This window comes from Sphingomonas sp. P4_G3, assembly GCF_056401105.1.
In genome coordinates, this window is sequence record NZ_JBFUJZ010000010.1 from 157394 (window position 1) to 170336 (window position 12943).

Annotated in this window: 13 protein-coding genes; 10 read left to right on the forward strand and 3 right to left on the reverse strand. The window is 64.8% G+C overall.

The window, feature by feature from the left end; translation table 11 throughout:
* Positions 1–172: 172 nt before the first annotated feature.
* Together hemN and AC1DQQ_RS19615 are read left to right on the forward strand one after the other, a co-directional pair.
* A complete protein-coding gene (gene hemN, locus AC1DQQ_RS19610; protein WP_478046468.1) occupies positions 173–1516 on the forward strand; it encodes an oxygen-independent coproporphyrinogen III oxidase in 1344 nt (447 codons plus the stop codon).
* A 73-nt stretch (positions 1517–1589) separates the two neighbouring features.
* The gene (locus AC1DQQ_RS19615) at positions 1590–2402 is read left to right on the forward strand and encodes a universal stress protein (protein ID WP_478046469.1); all 813 of its coding nucleotides are present in this window, start codon (positions 1590–1592) and stop codon (positions 2400–2402) included.
* 49 nt (positions 2403–2451) lie between these two features.
* Here the strand turns inward: AC1DQQ_RS19615 and AC1DQQ_RS19620 are convergent, their stop codons facing one another.
* Positions 2452–3099, reverse strand: a complete 648-nt coding sequence (locus AC1DQQ_RS19620) for an OmpW/AlkL family protein (RefSeq protein ID WP_478040742.1) — start codon at positions 3097–3099, stop codon at positions 2452–2454.
* Positions 3100–3239: 140 nt separating this feature from the next.
* On the opposite strand from AC1DQQ_RS19620, the gene AC1DQQ_RS19625 reads away from it, so the two are divergent.
* From AC1DQQ_RS19625 to AC1DQQ_RS19655, 7 genes are all read left to right on the forward strand, one after another.
* Positions 3240–4760 (forward strand): PAS domain-containing sensor histidine kinase, encoded by a 1521-nt coding sequence (locus AC1DQQ_RS19625; protein WP_478031813.1) that lies wholly within the window; start codon positions 3240–3242, stop codon positions 4758–4760.
* Complete coding sequence (locus AC1DQQ_RS19630; protein WP_478031814.1) at positions 4753–5367, forward strand: response regulator transcription factor; 615 nt, start codon at positions 4753–4755, stop codon at positions 5365–5367. The genes AC1DQQ_RS19625 and AC1DQQ_RS19630 overlap by 8 nt, the downstream gene beginning before the upstream one ends.
* Positions 5368–5420: 53 nt before the next feature.
* Entirely contained in the window at positions 5421–5813 is a 393-nt protein-coding gene (locus AC1DQQ_RS19635) for a response regulator (RefSeq protein ID WP_478031815.1), read from the forward strand.
* Between the two features lie 136 nt (positions 5814–5949).
* Positions 5950–6549 carry a Crp/Fnr family transcriptional regulator gene (locus AC1DQQ_RS19640; protein ID WP_478046471.1) on the forward strand — a complete coding sequence of 200 codons (600 nt, stop codon included), beginning with the start codon at positions 5950–5952 and terminating at the stop codon, positions 6547–6549.
* A gap of 65 nt (positions 6550–6614) precedes the next feature.
* On the forward strand, positions 6615–6989 hold the full coding sequence (locus AC1DQQ_RS19645; RefSeq protein ID WP_478040744.1) for a hypothetical protein: 375 nt from the start codon (positions 6615–6617) through the stop codon (positions 6987–6989).
* A gap of 10 nt (positions 6990–6999) precedes the next feature.
* Positions 7000–7821 carry a universal stress protein gene (locus AC1DQQ_RS19650; protein WP_478031818.1) on the forward strand — a complete coding sequence of 274 codons (822 nt, stop codon included), beginning with the start codon at positions 7000–7002 and terminating at the stop codon, positions 7819–7821.
* A 2-nt stretch (positions 7822–7823) separates the two neighbouring features.
* Positions 7824–9074: an MgtC/SapB family protein gene (locus tag AC1DQQ_RS19655; protein WP_478031819.1), complete on the forward strand. Its 1251-nt coding sequence runs from the start codon at positions 7824–7826 to the stop codon at positions 9072–9074.
* A 26-nt stretch (positions 9075–9100) separates the two neighbouring features.
* On the opposite strand, the gene AC1DQQ_RS19660 is transcribed toward AC1DQQ_RS19655, so the two are convergent.
* Both AC1DQQ_RS19660 and AC1DQQ_RS19665 read right to left on the reverse strand, forming a co-directional pair.
* Entirely contained in the window at positions 9101–9679 is a 579-nt protein-coding gene (locus AC1DQQ_RS19660; RefSeq protein WP_478046473.1) for an NAD(P)H-dependent oxidoreductase, read from the reverse strand.
* A complete protein-coding gene (locus tag AC1DQQ_RS19665) occupies positions 9676–12357 on the reverse strand; it encodes a bifunctional acetate--CoA ligase family protein/GNAT family N-acetyltransferase (protein ID WP_478046475.1) in 2682 nt (893 codons plus the stop codon). Before AC1DQQ_RS19665 ends, AC1DQQ_RS19660 begins: the two co-directional genes overlap by 4 nt.
* A gap of 166 nt (positions 12358–12523) precedes the next feature.
* Between AC1DQQ_RS19665 and AC1DQQ_RS19670 the strand changes: the two genes are divergently transcribed.
* Positions 12524–12943: aminotransferase class I/II-fold pyridoxal phosphate-dependent enzyme (locus AC1DQQ_RS19670; protein ID WP_478046477.1), on the forward strand; the 420-nt coding region annotated here is incomplete at its 3' end.

A 12943-nucleotide genomic window follows, 5' to 3' on the forward strand; every position in this document is an offset into this window, starting at 1 on the left:
TGGCTCACCCTAAGCGTGCCGCACTACCGGACGCATTCGCCAGCGACGGGGCACCGCTTCGTCGTACCGGATCCTATCGCGCGCGCCGAGGAACAGGATTTGTTCGCATGAAGCCGGGCAGAACGGATCCCGTCATGAATGCGCAGATCGGCATGTAGCCAAGGAAGTTTTGATGGCCGTCTTTCACGCCGACCTCGCCGCTCGCTCGGTGCCGCGATACACGAGTTATCCCACCGCCGCGGAATTCACCGAAACGGTAGGCGCGGCCGAGCATCGGGCAGCACTGGATGCGTTGCGGCCGCGCGATCGGATCTCGCTCTATCTGCACATTCCCTATTGCCATGAGATCTGCTGGTATTGCGGCTGCAATACCGGCCCGGTCGGTCGTGCGTCGCGCCTGGACGTCTATGTCGAGGCTCTGGTTGCGGAGATCGGCATGGTTGCGGATCGCGCCAAGGGCAGCGTCAGCCACGTCCATTTTGGTGGCGGCAGTCCCAATGCTTTGTCGCCCGCTCAGTTCGAGCGCGTCGCCGCCGCGGTCCGGAACAGCTTTCAAATCCTGCCGGATGCCGAATGGGCGGCGGAGCTAGATCCGCGGCATCTCGATGCCGATTTCTGTCGGATGCTCGCGGCAAACAATGTGTCGCGAGTCAGCCTGGGCGCGCAGACCTTCGACCTCGGTATTCAGGTGAAGATCAACCGACTGCAGCCGTTTCGCATCGTTGCGCGTTGCGTCGAGGATCTGCGGCGCGCGGGTATCGACCACATCAACCTTGACCTGATGTACGGATTGCCTGGTCAGACGCTCGACACGATCGCGCGAACGATCAGGCTGGCGCGTGATCTGGCGCCCGACCGCGTGGCGATGTTCGGCTATGCCCATTTGCCGCGGATGCTGCCGCGCCAGCGGATGATCGAGGACAGCCGATTGCCCGACGCCGAAGCGCGTTTCTGGCAAAGCATCCTGGCTCGCGACCTGTGGCTCGAAGAAGGCCTTCAACCGATCGGCTTCGACCATTATGCGCGGCCCGACGACAAGCTCGCGCTCGCTGCGGCCAACGGCACGTTGCGGCGCAATTTCCAGGGGTTCACCGACGATGACGCCGACGCGGTGATCGGCCTCGGGGCATCCTCGATCAGCCTGTTTCCGGGGCTGATCGCCCAGACTGAAAAGCATGTCGGGCGATACCGGATGAAGGTCCAAAACGGCTGTCTTGGTACGATCAGGGGAATCCGGCGTTCGGCCGACGATCAGCGACGGGGCGCGGTGATCGAGCGGCTGTTGTGCGACGGTCGCGTCGATTTGATCGAGCTCGATTGGCCGCTCGCCGTCGCGGCACAAGTCATGGCGGACGCCGCACCGAAGCTGGCGTCGATGGAGGAGCGGGGGCTGATCCGCCGGCACGACACGGGGCTGGTCATTTTGCCGGATGGCGAGCCCTATGCGCGGCTCGCCGCAGTCGCGTTCGATGCCTTCAGGACGGCAGCCGGCGAGCGCTTCAGCAAAGCGGTTTGAGTACGTAGCTATCCCGATATTGCGGCCTCGCTGACCAGCATAGCGTGCTTCCATCCCGACGATGGAGGCGGTCATGAAGAACATCCTGGTCCTGGCGCATGACGATTGCGGCCAGGAAGCGCGGCTGCAGGTCGCGATCGACATCACGCGAGCGATCGATGGGCATTTGACCTGTCTTGATGTGGCGATGACTACGCTGGCCTCCGCCGACTTCACCGGCACCTATACCGGCACCGCTATCATAGCGGAGGAACGGCAGGCCGAGGCTACCAATAGCGCCGCGTTGAAAGCGCGGCTCGGCAGGGAAGATATTCCCCACAATGTGGTTGACGCTACCGGCGACGCTGCGACCTGTCTGCGCCGTGCAGCAAAGCTCGCCGATCTGGTGGTGGTCAATCGCGGGTTGGACGACAAGTCGGCCTATCCCAATATGTTCGATCTCGCCGGCGACATGGTCCTCGAGGGCCGCACACCGGTTTTCGCGGTACCCGAAAAGGCGCGGTCGATCGATCTTCAGGGACGAGCGGTAGTCGCCTGGGACGGATCGAACCATGCCGCCGCGGCGCTGCGAGCGGCAGTGCCGTTGCTCAAGCTCGCGCGCTCGGTCACCTTATTCCATGCCGAGGACGGGTCGTTGGCGCTGCCGCTCGAGGAAGCCGCCACCTATCTCTCACGGCACGGCGTGCATGCGACAATCCGCAGCGAGAAGTGCCTGATGGACCGGCCGGGTTCGGTGATCATGGCCGAAGCGATGATCGAACATGCCGCTTACGTGGTGATGGGCGCATTCAGCCGGTCGCGCTTCCTCGAAGCGGCCTTCGGTGGTGCCACCCAGCGGATGCTGAGCGAAAGCCCGGTGCCGATTTTCATCGTTCACCAACCGTGACGTGACATAGAAAAGGGGGCGACGCTATCGCCCCCTTCTTCCGACCCGCTCAGAACCGGACCCCGATGCCCATGCCGGCGACGATCGGATCGATCTTGACGCGCGCGGTGCGGACGGTGGCGCCGCTGGTCAGGCGGGCGGTGGTCTTCATGTCGATATATTTGATGTCGAAATTCACGAAGACCTTCTCGCTCACCGGAACGTCGACGCCGGCCTGCAGCGCGTAGCCGACGCTGTCGCCGAGCTTGACCTTGGTCGTGCCCAGAGCTGCGTTGAGCGAGGGCGTCGCTTTCGACGAATAGAAGACCGAATAATTGATGCCGGCGCCTAGATAAGGCCGCACCTTGCCATCCGGCGCGAAGTGATATTGCAGCGTCAGGGTCGGCGGCAGCACCCAGGTGTTGGCGACATCCCCCAGGGCGGAGATCGTCCCGCGGCCCGACACGCTGTGCCTGGTCGTCGCCACGATCAGCTCCGCGCCGATATGATTGGTCGCCATATAGGTGAAATCGACTTCGGGCATGACGCTGTCGCCGACCCCGACTTTGCTACCGGGAATGCCGGAGACCGAGCCGGAGCGTTCGTTCGGCGCGACCACGATCGCGCGGGCGCGAACCAGCACATCACCTTCCTTGGCGAAAGCGGGGGTCGCGAGCATTGCGGCGCTCATCCCGGCGAGTAGCATCAACTTCGTCATACACACCTCCTGTTGGGGCTGTGTCGCTAGGGACGAATGCGCGCGGACACTTTGATCGCGCGCAATAAAGTCGGCTAAGTAAATCTCCGGATGGCCACCATTGGCGGCATGATCGATTAGGGGACCAACACGATATGCATATGATCGACCCCCAATCGCGCGACGCCTCGCTCGACTTCGAACTCGCGTTGTTCGTGGAAGGCGCGACCGACCGCGCGCTCTTTCTGACGTCGCCCGATGGCATAATCGCAAGTTGGAATCATGGCGCCGAACTGTTGACGGGATGGCAAGCGGACGAGGTCAAGGGCCGATCGGTGGCGCTCCTCTATACGCAGCAGGACGTTGCGGCTGGCCGGCCGATGAGCGATCGGGCTGCCGCGGCGGCGGCCTCTGCCCCTCGGCGGATGGAGGCATGGCGCATCCGCAAGGACGGGTCCGAATTCCTCGCCGACGTCACCATCTTCGCGCTGCGCAACAAAGATGGATCGATCAGGAGCTTCGGTCAGAGCGTTCATGACATCACCGCGCGCAAGGCGATCGAACAGGGCCTCGCCGAGCGGGAGATGCACGTCCGGTCGATCCTGGCGACGGTGCCGAGCGCGATGGTGGTGATCGACGAGATGGGGGTGATCGTGTCGTTCAGCGCCGCTGCGGAGCGGCTGTTCGGCTATACTGAGGCAGAGGTTGCCGGCCGCAACGTCAGCATGCTCATGCCCAATCCGGATCATGACCGGCACGACGACTATATCGCGCGCTACAAGGCGACCGGTGAGCGCCGCATCATCGGCATCGGACGGATCGTCGTTGGGCAGCGTAGCGACGGCAGCTCGTTTCCGATGGAATTGTCGGTCGGCGAGGCCAATGCCGACGGGCACCGCATCTTCACCGGGTTCATCCGCGATCTGACCGCCGAACAGGAGGCGGAGCTCAGGCTCAAGGAACTGCAATCCGAGCTGATTCACGTGTCGCGGGTCAGTGCGATGGGGACGATGGCGTCGACTTTGGCACACGAGCTCAACCAGCCGCTGACCGCGATCGCCAATTACATGGAGGCAGCCTGCGAGCTGCTCGACCGGCACGATCAGACGAACGAAGAGTTCGTCAGAGAGGCGGTCGAGGAAGCCGCGAAGGAAGCGCTCCGCGCCGGCCAGATCGTGCGGCGCCTACGCGATTTCGTGGCGCGGGGCGAAGTCGCGCAGCATATCGAAAACCTTCCCGCGATGATCGAGGACGCCAGCCGGCTGGCATTGGCGGGCGCGCGCGAGCGCGGCGTCCGCGCCTTCTTCAAACTGGATCCGAGAGCGAGCGAAGCCTTTGTCGACCGCGTCCAGATCCAACAGGTGCTGGTGAACCTGATCCGCAACGGCGTGGACGCGATCGCCGATCGCGCCGTTCGCGACATCACGGTGTCGACCGTCTCCGAGCCCAATGGCATGATCCGCGTGTCGGTCGCCGACACCGGCGGCGGACTCGATCCGGCGCTCGCGCCCCAATTGTTCCAGGCGTTCGCGAGCACCAAGGAAAGCGGGATGGGCCTGGGGCTGTCGATCTGCCGCACGATCGTGGAAGCGCATGGCGGTCGCATCTGGGCAGAAGACAATGTCGGGGGCGGCACTATATTCCATTTCACCATCCAGAGCGGGGAACCCGAAGATGAGTGACAGACGGCTGGTTCATATCGTCGATGACGAAGACGCGATCCGCCGTTCAGCGAGCTTCATGCTGCGTACCTCCGGCTTCGATACGCGCACCTATCAGTCGGGCGTCGAGTTCCTGAAGGAAGCCAAGCACGCCGACCCCGGCTGCGTGCTGCTCGATGTCCGCATGCCCGGTATGGACGGGCTGGAAGTGCAGCGCGAATTGAACGAGCACGGCATCGTGCTCCCGGTGATCGTGTTGACCGGCCACGGCGACATCTCGATCGCTGTGCAGGCAATGAAGGCGGGTGCGGTCGACTTCCTCGAAAAGCCGTTCGAAAAAAACCAGCTGATGGTCGCGCTCGATGCGGGTTTCGCCAAACTGGAACGGCGCGAAGACGCCACCACGACCGCGCACGACGCCGAAGTCAGGATCGCCGCGCTGACCGCGCGCGAGCAGGAGGTCCTGCAGGGGTTGGCGCGGGGGCATCCCAACAAGACGATTGCCTATGATTTGGGCATTTCGCCGCGCACGGTCGAGGTGCATCGCGCCAATCTGATGACCAAGCTGGAGGTGCGCAGTCTGTCGGAAGCGCTGCGCATCGCGTTCGCAGCGGGCCTGGAGAGCTGATCTTCGGATCATTACGTAACGACGCACCTGAACGGCCGTGCGACGAGAGCGTCATGAGCAATGGCGCACTCCCACAACCAGACCCAGCGGTCGAAGCCCAGCGTGTCGTATTGTTGATCGAAGACGACGAGGCCGTCCGCCGCTCGCTGCAGATGCTGCTCCATTGGCGCGGCTATGATGTGCGCTCGTTCGCCGGCGCCGCTCCCGTGCTCGAAGGCAATATGATGGACGATGCCGACGTGCTGATCGCCGACTATCGTCTTCCGGACGGCGACGGGATCAGCGTGCTGCGTGCGCTTCGCCGGGCGGACTGGAAAGGCAAGGCGATTCTGATCACCGCCTTTCCTTCACCGACGCTGGCCGAAGCGGCGCGCGCCGCCGGATTCGACGCGGTGCTCGAAAAGCCGCTGCGCCAACACGAACTCATCCGAGTGCTGGCAGGTTAACGCCATGTCGGCCGTTGCGCTCGCTTGGCCCGACACGCGGAGCCGTGCCGTCCCGGCGCCGGAATCGCGTTGCGCGCAATGCGCCGGCCGGCAGCAATCGATCTGCGCCGACCTGCCGCCGGACGTCCTGGGCGAGATGGCACGCATCGGGCGCGTGCGCCGATTGCGGCGCGGGGAGGTGCTGTCGTGGGAAGGCGACGAGACCTATGACGTCGGCAATGTGCGCGACGGCGCGCTCAAGCTCACCGCTTCGCTGCGCGACGGACGCGAGCAGATTCTGGGCGTTGCCTGGCCCGGTTCCTTCGTCGGTGAATTGTTTGCCGACCAATGGACCCATCGCGCGACCGCTTTGGCCAGCACGACGGTCTGCGTCTACCGGAGCGCGGATCTGCATGCCTTGGCTGTCTGCTATCCCGAGATCGCCACATCACTCTTGCGGCGATTCTCGAACGACCTGGACACCGCGCGACGATCGATCCTTTCACTAGGCCGCAAGACTGCCGAAGAACGTGTCGCATCACTGCTGGTCGATATGCGTCGATCAACGCCATGCGATATGACCGGGGCTACCCCCATGTCGCTCAACCGCCAGCAAATGGCCGACCTGCTCGGCCTGACGATCGAGACGGTGAGCCGGAAAATCCGCCGGTTCGAACGGGCTGGCATCATCCAGCTCGTCGGGACCCGTCTGTTCCAGGTGCTCGACGATGTCGGACTGGCCCGATTGGCCGCCTGAAGAATGATCTAAATCCGGGAATCTACGCATCGTCGCGGCCGCCGGGCAGGTGCAGAGTCGCCGGCATGACCTGGTACACCATCCGCCTCGACCTCGCCCGCAGCCAAGCCTTTCCCGACGGATCGGCGGCGCATTGCTATCTCCTCCGCGCCCCGCTTTGCGATGACGGAACCATCGACGCTGCGGCGATGCGCGCTCACCCCGATCGGACGACCATATTGCGATCCTGGCCGGACGAGCCTGAGCGGAACGGGTATCTGATCCACAACGGCGCGAGCTGGCGTTTTTCCTATGCTCCGGGCGACGCCGACGACGAACCGATCTTCCATCTCGAAACGCATCCGCTCGCTGTCGGGGCCTATTTGACGGTGCGCGAGCAGGACGGCGAGGATCTCTGTTTCAAAGTGACGCGACGCGACGAGATTTCCCTTCCAGCCTAAGGATGATGCCATGACCGGAACGATGTTGGCGGTGCTGGATGACGTCGAGAGTGGCGCCGGGTTCGTCCGCACCATTTTGGCCCAGGCGGAGCGCATGGATGCGCGCCTGGTCGTCTATCTGCTGACGCCCGGGCCGCTCGCCGCGCCCGATCTCGCGCCGTTTGGCGTTTTGTATCTCCCCGACCAGATTCTGCAGGCCGATTCCGAGAAACAGGTCGAAAAGCTTCGTGCCATGCTGGGTGGAACGACGGTCGACGTCGACATACGCGGTATGTTCGACGATGTTGCCTGGCTCGCCGGCGACGTTCGACGGGCGCGACCAATTTCCGACCTGTCCGTTGTCGGTTCGCACGAGACCTGGGCAATCCCTTATCTGTACCGCCGTGTCACCGAAATGCTCGCGCTAGCCTCGGGCGGTCCATTGCTCATTCTGCCACCGGGGCGCTCGCTGACCACGGTCAATCATGCGGTTCTGGCCTGGAAATCCTGCCCCGAAGCCGTTCGCGCGCTCCACGATCTGGTGGGCCTGCTCGCGCCGGGCGCTCGCGTCGATGTGGTAAGCTGCGGCGACCGGCCGGCGAGCGAGAATGACCCGCATGGGCACGGAGCGGTTGCCGCTTATCTCGGCTATCGTGGGTTCGAAGTGGGATCGGTGTGGCTGGAACGGCGTCACGATGTCGCCGAACAACTCCAGACCCATGCCCTCGAACTGGGGGCCGATCTGCTCGCTGCCGGCGCGTTCGCGCACAGCCGACTGCACGAACTGGTGTTCGGCGGCGTCACCGCAGGACTGATCAACCAGACACGGATCCCCGTCCTGCTGTCGCGATAGCGATGCCCGACCCCGCTCAATCGCTGCTGTCCCTCGGCTATGCCGGGGCGATCGGCCTGCTGGTCGGCCTGGAAAGGGGCTGGACCGGGCGCGATGCCGATGACGGTCACCGTGTGGCAGGCATCCGGACTTTCGGGTTGCTGGGGATTGCAGGCGGCGCGGCCGCGCTCGTCACCGAACCGATCGGGGTAGCGCTCGTGTTGTTGTGCGGCATCGTGCTGATCGTCGGCTATACGCGTCAGGCGCGGGCACGCGACGGTCAGAGCGCGACCAGCGCGATCGCCGGTTTGCTCGTCCTGGGCCTGGGTGCGCTGGCGGCTTCCGGCCAGCCCGAGGCGGCGTTGGCCGCTGCCGCGGTCGTCATGTTCCTCCTGTCGTCGCGCCAGCGGCTTCACAAATTAGTCGGCGATCTTACTGCTCAGGAGATGCGCGCGGCAGCGGAGTTTGCCATCGTCGCGCTGGTCCTGTTCCCGCTTGCGCCCGATCGCGGCATGGGACCGTTCGGCGCGATCAATCCGCATCATCTGCTGCTCGTCGTGGTGCTGGTGAGCGGCATTTCGTTCGCCGCCTATCTTGCCGGCCACCATATCTCGCGCGGGAAAGGCCCGATGCTGACCGCAGCCGTCGGGGCGCTGGTATCGTCGACCGCGGTAACCGCCGCTCTTGCCCGGCGGATGCGGAGCAATCTCGGTGAAACGGGTCCCCTCAGGGTCTCCTTGCTGATCGCCTCGATCGTCGGTGGGCTGCGTGTCCTGGTGCTGATTGCCGTTCTGGCGCCGGCAGCGTTCGCCAATTCTGCCTATGCGATACTGCCCGGCCTGGCGGTACTCGCCGCGGCGGCGGTTTGGGCGGGCAAGGGCGGTGTACCCGCCGGCGAGGAATGGACGCCTGTCGGCAACCCGCTCGAACTCGGCGCGGCGGTGACCTTCGCCGCGATCGCCGCGGTCGCGACTCTTGGCGCGCGACTGGCATCGTCCGCGTTGGGCTCTTCCGGCTCGCTGATCGTGTATACCGCGACCGGCATGGCCGATGTGGATGCCGCGGTTCTAGCTTTCTCGTCATTGACGGTCGGTGAGCAGGCGATGTTGGCGGGTCCGGCCTTGGCTGCCCCTGTCGCTGCCAACATGGTGTTGAAGGCAATCGTCACCATTGTCCTGTCGCGCAATCGGGCTGGCGCAGTGGCCGCGTTACCGCTCTTCGCCTGCGCTACAGTCATCGTGGTCGCGGCAACGGTCATCTGGTTCCGTGCCTGATCGGCGCACGGGGTCACGAACTCGCTTCAGCCTCCGCCCGTTCCCAGAACGAACATGTTGTCGAGCCACCGCTCGCGCTTCGCCGCATTCTGTTCGACGGCACCGTATAGAATGTGATGGACCGGGCCGATCCCGACGAACTTCAGGATGTTGCGTTCGAGGCTCTTCACGCTGTGCGAGCGGAACCACAGGGCATAGAAGGCTGCCGGCATCCCCATCGTCACGACCACCGTGGCCGACTTGCCGCGCAACAGACCACCGCCCAGCGACCCCTGGTCATTCAGCGCGAATCCCGGCCGCATGACCTGTTCCAGAAACGCCTTGAGCAGCGCCGGCACGTCGCCGAGCCAGAGGGGATAGAAGAAGACGATATGGTCGGCCCAGGCGATCGACGCCTGGGCGTCGACGATCGCGGGCGAGGGCGGCTGTTTTGCCCATTCCTCCCTCGATCGCAGGATCGGGATGTCCGCCGTGGCGAGATCGATCCGGCGTACCTCATGCTCCCAGGCAAGGGCGCCCTTGGCATAGCGATCGGCCAGCGCATGGATCAGCCTGGCCCGATCGGGATCGGGATGACCGTCAATCACCAGGATGCGGCGCTTCATTCGGCCGGTTCCATCTCCGCCGCGTCAGGCTGCCGCAACGTGCGGCGCAGCAATACTTCCGATCCAAGGTCGGTGCCGGGCACCGGCGCGAAGCCCGCTTCGCGTTCGAGCGTCAATGCGGCCCGGTTCTCGCAGCTCTCGACCGCCTCGATCGCGCCGATACCCTCGGCCTCGGCGTAGCGGACGACGTGCTCGACCAGGGTCCAGCTGACGCCCTTGCCCTTGAAATCGCTGCGGACCGAAACCGCCAGTTCGGCGCGTTCGCGATCCGGATCGCACGCCAGCAGCGCCGACGCGATCGCGGTGCCATCGGGGGCGAAGGCCAGGAAGTGCATCGTCCGCCAGTAATCGATCTGGGTCATCGTCACGAGCCGGTCGCGGCCGACATCGCGCAGGCCAGTCAGGAAACGGAACCGCAAATCGTCAGTGGTGACATGGTGGAAGAGATCGGCCAGCGCTTCCTCGTCGTCGGGCAGGACCGGCCGCACGTGCATCGTCACGCCGTCGCGCGTCGTCAAATCGGCGGTCCATTCCATCGGCGCCGGCCGGATGACGAGCCGCGAACCGGTGTCGTCGAGCGACAGGCCGATCCGGGCGTCGAGCGCGATCGCGCCATGCTCGTCGACGAGCAGCGGATTGATGTCGAGCTCGGCGATTTCGGGCAGGTCGATGACCAGGGCCGACACCGCGTTGAGCACACGCAAGACGGCGTCGATGTCGACCGCGGGCACGTCGCGATAGGCGCCAAGCAGGGTCGCCACGCGCGTTCCTTCGATCATTTCCCCGGCCAGCACGCTGTCGAGCGGGGGCAGCCCGAAGGCGACGTCGCGTGTCATCTGGACCGCCTTGCCGCCGGCGCCGAAGGCGATCACCGGCCCGAAGGTCGGATCGCGCGCGACGCCGATCAGCAATTCGCGGCCGGAGGGGGAATTGACCATAGTCTCGATCTCGAATCCGGTGATCGACGCTTCAGGATGTTCGTGTCCCAACCGGGTCGCCATATCCGCCGCGACGCGCTGCGCGTCTTCGATGGTGGCGACGTTGAGCGCGACACCGCCGACATCGGACTTGTGCGGTAATTGCGGGGAGACCACCTTCACAGCATAAGGCGGCGGAAGGTCGGCGCAGACGCGGGCGATGGTATCGCAGTCGCGGGCGAGCATGCCTTGGACCACCGGAATGCCATAAGCGCCGAGCACGGCTTTGGCCTCGGTTGCCGAAAGTTGCTGGCGGCCCGCATTGCGGGCCCCGACGATGACGGCACGCGCCCGGGCGCGATCGCTGGCAGGGACGAGCTGATGCGCGGGCGCGCGCATCAGCGCCTCGCGTGCCGCACTCGCCTTGGCGAGATAGCCAAAGGCGCGGATGGCATCGTCCAGATTGTCGAACACGGGAATACCGACGGCATCGAACAGCATTCTCGCCGCTTCGGTGTTGCGGGGTCCCATCCAGCAGGCGATCACCGGCTTAGCCGCGCCCGCGTCGGTTCGTGCGGCGATGACACCCCTGGCGATCTCTTCGCCCGTCGCGACGGCGGTCGGGCAATGGATGATCAACGCCGCATCGACCGCCGGATCGGCGAGGACCGCGCGCGTGGCGACCGAGAAACGCTCGGCCCGCGCGTCGCCGACGACATCGATCGGGTTGGCGCGCGACCATCCTGCCGGCAGGTCGGGATCGAGCGCGGCGATCGTTGCTCCCGACAAGGTCGCAAGGCTCGCGCCCGCACCGGGCAACGCATCGGCCGCAAGCACGCCAGCGCCACCGCCGTTCGAGACGATCGCCAGGCGATCACCGTAAGGCGGGCGATAGCGCGACAGGATCTGCGCCGCATCGAACAATTCACCCATTGTATCGACCAGGATGATGCCGGCGCGGTGGAAGGCGGCGGCATAAACGTCGTAGGAGCCGGTCAGCGCGCCGGTGTGTGAGAACGCCGCTTTGCCAGCACCCGCGGTGCGCCCGGCCTTGATCGCGATCACTGGTTTGATGCGCGACGCCGCGCGCGCCGCCGACATGAACTTGGCAGGATTGGTAACCTGCTCGACATAGAGCAGGATCGTATCGGTGCGCGGATCGGCGGCGTAGAAGTCGATCAGGTCGCCGAGATCGACATCGGCCATGTCGCCCAGTGATACCACGCCCGAAAAGCCGACATGACGATGGGCTGCCCAGTCGAGCATGGCGGAGACGAGCGCGCCGCTTTGCGACAGAAAAGCGAGCCGTCCAGCGGTCGCATTGCGCGGTGCGAATGAGGCGTTGAGCTGGGCATGCGGCAGCAGCAATCCCAGGCAATTGGGCCCGATCAGGCGAACGTCGTGCGGCCGCGCGGCGTCGAGCATCGCTTGGCGCGCGGTGGCGTCGTGGGGGACCGACGAAATGACGGTCACGACTCGCGTGCCGATCGTTCCTAGTTGTCCGATGATCGCGGGAATGGTCGCGGCGGGCGTGACGACGATTGCCAGATCGGGCTTGCGCGGCAGGTCGGCGATCGACGCTACCCACCAGACGTCATCCAGCTCGACCTTGTCCGGGTTCACCGCGAACACCGTTCCGGCGAAGCCGCCGTCGATAATATTCTCCAGCACGCGCGTGCCGAGCGAACCGGCCTTGCTCGATCCGCCGATGACGGCGATCGATTGCGGGTGGTTGAGTGCGTCGAGATGTCGGATCGTCATGGTGCAATTTCCGCCCAAAGCCAGAGTGTCGGGCGGACTGTGCCGGGCGGATCAATCGATCTCCATCCGTATTGCCCCGGATGCCGGCCGACCCGTTCTACGGGTTACTACGCATTTGGATTCGACCGGAATTCGCACATGTCACGCCGGCACGGGGAGAGCGGATTTGCTGTACCAAAAACTATTCACCCAGGCGATCGACCGGCTGCATGCCGAAGGGCGGTATCGCGTGTTCATCGACATATTGCGCAACAAGGGGGCGTTTCCCAATGCGCGGTGCTTTGCCGGGCATAACGGACCGATGCCGATCACGGTGTGGTGCTCGAACGATTATCTCGCGATGGGTCAGCATCCCAAGGTGATCGCGGCGATGGAAGAAGCGCTGCACGATGTCGGCGCGGGCTCGGGCGGCACGCGCAATATCGGCGGCAACACGCATTATCATGTCGATCTCGAGGGCGAGCTGGCCGACTTGCATGGCAAGGAAGGCGCCTTGCTGTTCACCTCGGGCTATGTCTCGAACGAAGCGACCTTGGCGACCCTGGGCAAGATCCTGCCCGGCTGCATCATCTTCTCGGACGAGCTC